7 protein-coding genes are annotated in these 5087 nt (G+C 56.7%); 2 read left to right on the top strand and 5 right to left on the bottom strand.

The window, feature by feature from the left end:
* The 5 genes from A3730_RS19900 to A3730_RS19920 form a co-directional block, all read right to left on the bottom strand.
* Positions 1-570: YqaJ viral recombinase family protein (locus A3730_RS19900; protein ID WP_197477538.1), on the bottom strand; the 570-nt coding region annotated here is incomplete at its 3' end.
* 91 nt (positions 571-661) lie between these two features.
* Positions 662-1087, bottom strand: coding sequence for a hypothetical protein (locus A3730_RS19905; RefSeq protein WP_063521644.1), 426 nt, complete (start codon positions 1085-1087; stop codon positions 662-664).
* A 61-nt stretch (positions 1088-1148) separates the two neighbouring features.
* The gene (locus A3730_RS19910; RefSeq protein WP_063538761.1) at positions 1149-2117 is read right to left on the bottom strand and encodes a DUF932 domain-containing protein; all 969 of its coding nucleotides are present in this window, start codon (positions 2115-2117) and stop codon (positions 1149-1151) included.
* Positions 2118-2158: 41 nt separating this feature from the next.
* A complete protein-coding gene (gene radC, locus A3730_RS19915) occupies positions 2159-2653 on the bottom strand; it encodes a DNA repair protein RadC (RefSeq protein ID WP_063520510.1) in 495 nt (164 codons plus the stop codon).
* A gap of 74 nt (positions 2654-2727) precedes the next feature.
* Positions 2728-3060 (bottom strand): hypothetical protein, encoded by a 333-nt coding sequence (locus A3730_RS19920; protein WP_063520509.1) that lies wholly within the window; start codon positions 3058-3060, stop codon positions 2728-2730.
* Between the two features lie 360 nt (positions 3061-3420).
* Here A3730_RS19920 and A3730_RS19925 point away from each other — a divergent pair, with 360 nt between their 5' ends.
* Together A3730_RS19925 and A3730_RS19930 are read left to right on the top strand one after the other, a co-directional pair.
* Positions 3421-4101: a hypothetical protein gene (locus A3730_RS19925; RefSeq protein WP_063520508.1), complete on the top strand. Its 681-nt coding sequence runs from the start codon at positions 3421-3423 to the stop codon at positions 4099-4101.
* A gap of 1 nt (position 4102) precedes the next feature.
* Positions 4103-5087: ImmA/IrrE family metallo-endopeptidase (locus tag A3730_RS19930; protein ID WP_063538763.1), on the top strand; the 985-nt coding region annotated here is incomplete at its 3' end.

Genomic DNA, 5087 nt, shown 5'->3' on the forward strand with positions numbered 1-5087 from the left:
CCGTTCGATCCGATGAATCTGCAACTCCTGTCCGCAGATCAACACGGCCACATCGGCAGCCTGCTTTCCGGTGACCGCTAGCTGATGCTGCACTTGGCATTGGATGTACTCGGGAACCCCATCGGCCCAGAGCTTGGCGCCGTACTGGCCGGTGGTTTTGCACTCGAGGATCTGTACGTCATCGTTACCCACCACGGCGTAATCCAGATTGGCGAGCATCCAGGGCTTGTCTTCATCCGGGTGCTGCAGAACGGAATTCACCCGCCGAACCTTGTTGCCGGTGATCTTGGCGTAAGCCTCGGCCACCTTGGGCTCCAGCAGGGTGCCCCAGTAGAGCGGCGATTGGATGTCATCGGGATCAGGCGCGGGTAACAGACCATCGCGCCCGGTCTTGATCATCCACAGCTCCAGCGGTGACTGGTACGGGCTGATGCCGACGGCGGCAGCCGCATCACTGGCGCCAATGCCCTGCTTGCGGATCTTCAGCCAGTCCTCCCGGCTCATCTGCTTGGTAGAGACAAGGCGCAGTGCCGGGCGCTGGGTAGGAGTTGTGCTTTTCGGTTGTGCCATGAGTGTTCTCCTGACAAAGAAAAGCCCCGGCACAATGGCCGGGGCTAGAAGTAAGGGAAGGGGATGGAGAGTGAGTGATGCCTAAATGGCATCATGCGGCGCGGCCTGACGACGAGGGTGACTCATCACCGATCTCGAAGAAGTCATTCACCAACGCTTCGATATAGCGTTCAGCTTGCTTGTCGCTGGGGAGTTGGCCGGTAGTGAGCAGTTGCTCACCCAGCCATTCGCCCAACTCACTGACCACTTCATACTCGAAGATGCCGGGGCGCCCACGGGGCTCGAACCAGATGTGGGAGACGGTTTGCCACAGTGGGTCCAGGTATTCGCACGAGGCGATGATCAGCTCGATGCAGCCACTGTCCCAGGTCTCCAGGATGCGGCGACTGCGTCCCGGATCGCCGGGGTGGCACATCAGGCCTTCATGCAGGAACGCGCCCCACACCGCTGCCAATTCAGCAGGCATAGGGCGACAGTCCCATACCGCCAACAGGCGGTAGAGCCATTTCAAATTCATGGTGTTCTCCAGGTTGCTTTGAAGCGGGAATAGAGAGGGAGAAGAAAAGATCTAACCGGGGTCAGGCGACCAGCAGGGAGGTTTGTTCCAGAGCGCGTTGCTTGATCTGGGCACCCTTGCCGAACCAGGCTGAGTCCAGCCGGTTGTCGGTGCTGCGGGCACGACGCTCATGGTCCACGAACTCAGTCACCGCATTGAGCAGGCCGTAGGCCGTGTTCTTGGCGGACGCCAGCTCCGACCCGCGACCAGTCCCCTCATACAGAGTCATGGCTTTCTTCATAGCCTGCTCGTTGGCCTTCGCCGGCATGCCCGATGGCTGATAGCCGGTATCTGTGAAGATAGTCTGCATGACCTTCTCGGCGGTCTTGCGGGTGATGCGGCGCTCGCTGAGGGCCTTCAGGCGATACATGAAGTCATCCCAGGCAGAGACTGAGATACCCAGCTGTTTCTTCACAGACTGCGGATCAAAGGTGGTGTTGTGACGTACCTTCACCGCATGGGTGTTGCCATTCAGCGCCACCGCCAGGGTGTTGTTGCATACGACGCGGATACTGGTGAACTGCGCAGTTGTCGCCAGGGTGCCGTCACAGGCGGTAGCCAGCAGCACATAACCGTTGGTTTGGTCATTCCCGGCCAACGTCCCGGACTGGCCTGTTCGCGCCAGTGCCCACAGCTTGCGGCCACCTTTCAATACGCCAGCGGTCTCCAGCTCGAAGCCGGATTGCTCGGTGAGATCCCGGTAGAACTCCAGCACCTCACGGGGCTGAACCACCTTGAAGCGGTTACTCACTACCGACAGGGGCTCCTGATTATCAGAACGGAACAGCACTTTCTGATCCGGGAAGGACGAGATCTGCCCGAGCGTACCGGCCTCGCTACTGATAAAGCGAACCGGGGTCTCACGGATCTCCCAATCCATGCAGGCTTCCCGCATCCAGACTTCCAGCGGTTGTTGGCTGGCCAGCTGGTTGCCCAGCCCATGCCAGGGGGTGCGGCCTACATAGGCCATGCTTTCGACAAGATGTGCCATGGTGAATCTCCTAATAACTAAGAAATGCCCAAAGGGCAGGGTTAGAGCCAGCCGCGCTCGGCGAGACTGACGTAGCCGGAACGGGACACCACAAAGTGGTCCAGCACCCGCACATCAATCAGTGCGAGGGCGTCCTTGAGGCGTTTGGTGATTTGCCGGTCGGCAGTGGAGGGCTCACTGCATCCGGAGGGGTGGTTATGGGCAAAGATGACGGCAGCGGCATTGCAGTCCAGAGCACGCTGCACCACCACGCGGGGGTAAACAGCAGAGCTATCAATGGTGCCGTTGAACAAGGTCTCAAAACTGAGCACCTTGTGCTTGTTGTTGAGGAAGATGGCGGAGAAGACCTCGTTCTTCTCCTGTGCCAGAGCCAGCTGCAGGAACTGGGCAACATCGGTGGGCGCGGTCAGCGCTTCCCGGTCGGTGAGCTCATCGAGCAAGATGGAAGCGGCGGTGCTGACAATTTCCTCGGGCTTCACGCAGCCCTGTACGTGGTACAGGCCCTGCTCGTTCTTTACGAAAGTGGGAATATCCATTCAGGCCTCCAAAACGGCATAAAGAAGCGCGCACAAGGCGGGCTTCAGAGTATTTAGTAAAGGAAAGAGGGGGATTACTCAGAGTCGAGGCGGAAGCTGTGACCGCAGTCCAGGCATTCCAGGTTGTCGAGATAGGTCTCGTCGAGCTTGGCCCCCAGCGCGGCACCGGCTTCACCGCCGGCTACACCTCCAGCCAAGCCGCCAAGCACAGCACCGGCGATGCCTCCGATGGCGGAGCCAGCAGGCCCAAACGCCAGGCCGACGGTGGCACCCACACGAGCACCACTGGTCGCCATGGCAAACCCACTGGCAGCGCCGGCAGCCGTGCCAACAGTCCCGCCGACCTTGCGGCCATTTTGCAGGGCGATGACCCGGATAGAGCGGCAGGACGGACATTGAATGATCATGAAACCTCCATGAGATGGGGGCAGGAAGGCCATTCCTTCCTGGCTTCATGGAGGTGATATGTGTTTGAAATTATTTGGAAAGTGGGTTGAGTCAGGTCGGTCTTCTGTAGTCAGGCGCCATAGTAAGCCAAGTCTTGGAAGTCATTGAGGGGGCGTCAGAGCCGTTTTGCTGCCCTTGTATTTCGACCTTGAGCATAGAATCAGACGGCACGGGCAGAGCATCTTGGGGCTGTGGCACCCCGCTAGACCGCCTCAATCCGTCATCCGACCTCATTTCTGATCTATGGAACGCGAAACTAGATAACAGGAAAAATAGATGCAATAATCCGCATTACCGAAACTGAAGACTGAGGGCCTGCCGTGAACCAAGAAGAAATCTGCCGCTTCATTTGCCAGGAGCTACCCCGGGACCGCTTGCAGGGCTTGCTGGAGAGCATTGAGGCAGCCTTTAGCAAGAGCGATAAACACTTGAATGATACTTACCGGCATGTGCCGCTAGTTGGGCCCGGCCCCCAGTCACACCACTTCATGGTTCAGGAGGCCCTCCTAGATCTCCCTAAAGATGATAATTTTGAGGTGATTAACCGCACGACGCGCCCAGCAGGAGGTCATTTTGCTCTGGTTCGAGCTGGGACCATTCAGATCACAACCAGCGTCATCACGTTAGATAGGACGCCGCCAATCAGGGAGGCAAAGTTCAGGCGCGATCTCCGCCAAGAGAATGAGAGGTTGCGTCAACAACACCCCGACCTATTCGAACCGTTTGTTCCCCCTTTTGGGGCAAACGAAGATTCGCTTCATGCCCTGCTGCTTCCGTACACAGCCAAGTGGACTGAACGGGACCATAGTCGCCCTCTTAGTTGTGTTATTGCTGTGCCCTATAGCGATCATCCAACCAGTTACCACTTGTGGACGGATGTCAGCCAGCTCTGGCAGTACTATGGTGAGGAGGAGGCTCTTCCCGATATCGCTTATCCGAAACTGCGTGATAGGATGCGCGACGCAGAAAATCAAGACATGAACGAAGGTGACAAGGGCTGATATGAGAACAGGCGTTGAGGGCTTTCAGGGGCTGCGGTTAAAGCAGTTGCGTTCAGCTCATAGCTTGACTCTTGCTGAACTGGGAGAGCAGATTGGCCGCTCTTCCAGTACGTTGTCTGCTTGGGAAAAAGGCTCGCAGCTTCCAGAAGCTGAATCCTTTGGCCGTTTGTGTCAGGTGTTTGGTGTCTCTCGACAATGGTTTCTTAAACCGCTGCCTCAGGTGAGTGAAAAGGATATACGCCCCTATTTTTTTCGCTCCCAAGCTTCTGCCCACAAGCAGGCACGTGAAAGGTCGAAGCTTTATCTTTCCTGGCTTCAGGAAGTATCTGACTTTTTCCAGGGTGCGATGGACTGGCCTCCGGTCAATATTCCAATGCTTGATGCGACTGACTGCCGTTTGATCAGTGATGAAGAGATAGAGGAAGTTGCGCGGGAGTGCCGTTTACGGTGGAAGCTGGGCACAGCTCCAATCCCTAATGTAATACAGGTGATGGAGAACGCGGGAATTATTTGTACGCGAGCCACTTTGGGGCATGTGAAAATGGATGGCGTTTCTCATGTTTCTGTTATAGACGGTCGACCTTACGTCCTGATTGCGGAGGATAAGGCGAACGCGATCCGCAGTCGCTTCGATGCTGCCCACGAATTAGGTCATATCGTGCTTCATTCTCGCATCGCGGCAAGCCAGTACGCCAAAAGTGAGCTCTACAATCTATTGGAAGAGCAGGCACACCGGTTTGCTAGTGCTTTCTTGCTGCCGCCTGATAGCTTCTCTCAAGAAGTGGTATGGCCAACCCTTGACAATCTGCTCTCGCTAAAATCCAGGTGGAGGGTGTCTGTTGCTGCAATGATTGTTCGGTGCCGAGACCTTTCTCTTTTGAATGAGCAACTTGAGCTAAGGCTTTGGAAAGGTCGTTCTGCCCGAAAGTGGACAAAGGGTGAGCCTGGAGATGATGCCATCCCTTTTGAGCAGCCCAAGCTGATGA

This window comes from Alcanivorax sp. HI0044 (genome assembly GCF_001634945.1).

Excerpts from the sequence above, each read along its gene's own strand:
- A3730_RS19905 (WP_063521644.1), bottom strand. The coding sequence starts at position 1,087 with ATGAATTTGAAATGGCTCTACCGCCTGTTGGCGGTATGGGACTGTCGC.
- A3730_RS19910 (WP_063538761.1), bottom strand. The coding sequence starts at position 2,117 with ATGGCACATCTTGTCGAAAGCATGGCCTATGTAGGCCGCACCCCCTGG.
- radC (WP_063520510.1), bottom strand. The coding sequence starts at position 2,653 with ATGGATATTCCCACTTTCGTAAAGAACGAGCAGGGCCTGTACCACGTA.
- A3730_RS19920 (WP_063520509.1), bottom strand. The coding sequence starts at position 3,060 with ATGATCATTCAATGTCCGTCCTGCCGCTCTATCCGGGTCATCGCCCTG.